The 2,749-nt window shown below is 65.9% G+C and carries 3 protein-coding genes; 1 reads left to right on the plus strand and 2 read right to left on the minus strand.

What is annotated here, in order from left to right:
* The first annotated feature begins 898 nt into the window (after positions 1 to 898).
* Entirely contained in the window at positions 899 to 1,150 is a 252-nt protein-coding gene (locus ACGFIA_RS28495; protein ID WP_393262991.1) for a hypothetical protein, read from the plus strand.
* Positions 1,151 to 1,190: 40 nt separating this feature from the next.
* Here ACGFIA_RS28495 and ACGFIA_RS28500 read toward each other — a convergent pair whose 3' ends face one another.
* Positions 1,191 to 1,739 (minus strand): kinase, encoded by a 549-nt coding sequence (locus ACGFIA_RS28500; protein WP_393262994.1) that lies wholly within the window; start codon positions 1,737 to 1,739, stop codon positions 1,191 to 1,193.
* Complete coding sequence (locus tag ACGFIA_RS28505) at positions 1,739 to 2,593, minus strand: GntR family transcriptional regulator (RefSeq protein ID WP_393262997.1); 855 nt, start codon at positions 2,591 to 2,593, stop codon at positions 1,739 to 1,741. The genes ACGFIA_RS28500 and ACGFIA_RS28505 overlap by 1 nt, the downstream gene beginning before the upstream one ends.
* Positions 2,594 to 2,749: the final 156 nt, after the last annotated feature.

A 2,749-nucleotide genomic window follows, 5' to 3' on the forward strand; every position in this document is an offset into this window, starting at 1 on the left:
CAAAGATCAAGACTGCGCACCTACGCGCGTCCGCCTCATGCCATCCCGTCTGCCGCCGACCCACACTCCGTGGAGCGGGCCAGGGCCAGGGTGACAAGGTGGAGCGCCCTACTGGACGTACGACCTTGTCACCCTGGCCCTGGTCTGCTCGGCTTGCCTGGGTCGGTGGCTGACGGGATGGCATCCCACCTCAACCACTCTCCTACCGGAACCGTTCGGCAACTCCATCCTGGAGTCGTCTGGCCCCCGCCGGAGGCACAGCTCTAACCCGCACCCCTTCCCCACCCCACCACCCCAACACCACCTCCACCCCTTCCCCACCCTGGGGCCTGAGCGACCGTGCGGAACCGTTCGGCAACTTCGTCCGCCGCGGTGGCCCGCCGAATCTCGTGCTGCATCGGGATCGCCGGGAACGGGTGGAAGCGTGTCCGCCTGGCCCTGGTCGTCCTTCGGGACTCGTCACCGGGTCACCTCACTACCCCAGGTGTGACGCGCGGGGCGGGGCGTGGGGTTCGGGCCGGCTGATTTTCCGCCCCGGCGCACTTGCGCCGGGGCGGCGGCTCCGCAGGAGCCGTTTGCCGCGCCCCGGTCCGCGCCGCGCGGAACGCGCTTGATCTAGTACAGGCCAATTCGGCAACAGATCACGGACAGCGCTCCCAGTCGACCCAGCCGGCACCACACAACATCCACCCGGTCCGCGTCATCCGGTGCTGCTCCGCTGAACGCCCGGCTCATCGCTGTCAGAAAACGGTCGCCGCTCGCTTGCCCGCGCCTGGTCGCTCGTACCCTCCTTCTCCTGTCGGCCCTGCGGACCCTTCGCGGTACAACCTGCCTGGGCTCTCACCTCTCTCTACGCCTTCGCTGACCCGTTAATTAGAACGCATGTACGATCACGGGTGTGGGCAAAGAGCAGGTGACACGCTGGTGGAACGGCGCTTGGGGTCGGTTGACTCGCCGTGACGTGTGGCTTGCCCGCGAGATCCGATGGCACGTCGTAGCCAGGGCGGGTGACTCCGAGACAGGCAAGGTGCTCCGCTGGGAGTTCGACACGGAAGAGGAAGCCAGGAACATGGTGAAGCGTCTGGTTCAAGCCGATGGCGGTCAGTGGCGCGAGATGAGCGGCGACGCCTCAGGGAAGACGTCTGCCTAGTCACCGCGGTTTGCTCGTGGCGCCCTGGTCCTCATCACCGTCACACATGAGATGCTCGGCGGTCATCCGCCAGGACGCGGCGGTGAATGCGCTGCGCTGCGACCGCCGGGGACAACTCGGCCGTGTTCAGCGTGAGGTCCGCCTCGGGTAGATCCTCGGTGGCGTCCCACGCCTGGAGCCGAGCGGTCGTGTCTCCGGTCCCCCTGTTAATGATCCGCTGTTCAGCGCTCTTTCGGGGGCACCACAGGTACGCCACCACCCAACGTGCGCCTGGTACCGCTCGGGCAATAGCTGCGACGGCGGCCCGCTGGCCTAGGTGCACGACCGGCACACCGTCCGACAACTGCTGGACCAGTGACGGTCGATCGACCACGTATCGAGCTTCGTACCGCTGGTTCTCCCACACCACTTCGCCGCGCTGGCGCATCCGGTCGAGCGTCGCCGTATCCGTCATCCGGTAGCCGGTGGTACGGCCGGGCCCCGCCTTCAGGCGCTGGTACAACGTGAACCGGGTGTCGAGTTCGTACAGGGCTGAGGTCACGGTGTCCTTGCCTGCTGCCGGCGGGCCGTAGAGGATCACGCCGCGCATCAGGGGACCTCGTCCGCCAGGATTCCCTGCACCAGCTCCTTAGCCTGCTCTTGCAGCGGCCGGCTTGATGCGGAGTTGTCCACCACGAAATGCTCACCTGGCGGCCGGAAATCGAGATTGATGATCTCCAGGTACCGGCGCCAGTCGGCCAGTTTGAACGCGTCTCGGGCAGCTCCCCGGCGGCGTACGTAGGTCAGCATCGTGTCACCGTCGCAGTACACCCAGACCACCACCGCGACTGCACTCGCAGCCTGGTAGTAGGCGCGAGTCCGGGCCATCCATGCGGGGTCGTTGAACTCGCGGATGAATGGAGCGGTGACGATGACGCTGTTGCCGCACTGCACGTTCTCGCTGGCAGCGTCTTGGAGGGCTTCGTATTCCCTGGGGCGGATGGTGTCCAGGTACGTCTGCGACTCTCGATCGTGCGGAGAGAGTCCCAGCGTCTCCAGCGCTGCCTCGACTACTGGTCGGGTCAACGTGTCCTTGTCGAGCATCGGCCAACCCGTCTCGCGTGCCAGGATGCGGCCCAACTCAGTCTTGCCGCTACCTGCGTAGCCGCCGACCAGGATCACGCGGGGGCGCTGCGGACGGACCTCGCTGCGGCGCAGCTGGTCGGGAGCGTTCACTACGCGCTTGGACCGCGACTCGTTGATGACGAGCCCTTCGTCAGCCAAGACCTTCATCGCTTCGGTGATGGTGAAGACGCTGACGTCCCACTCCTCGGCGAGCTTCCTGGTGGAGGGCAGCGCAGTGCCGTGGACGAGCCGACCGGCCTCGATCTCGTTGCGGATGTTGCGCGCCACCTGCTGGTGCCGGGCCTCCGGCCGCTCGGTACGGCCCTGGGGAGATGTCATGGCGCTCCCTGCTAGTCGGGCTTCCACTGGTCGGCTGTCCTAGCGGTCAGGACTGCTTCAGGTTACCAGGGCCTAACAGATGAAAGGTGTTCTGCCTGCTCAGTGACTCAGCGCGAGAACTTCATTCCTAACAGTTGACTGATATACATATCAGTT

The organism is Micromonospora sp. NPDC049203, assembly GCF_043197215.1.
Taxonomy (GTDB): Bacteria; Actinomycetota; Actinomycetes; order Mycobacteriales; family Micromonosporaceae; genus Micromonospora.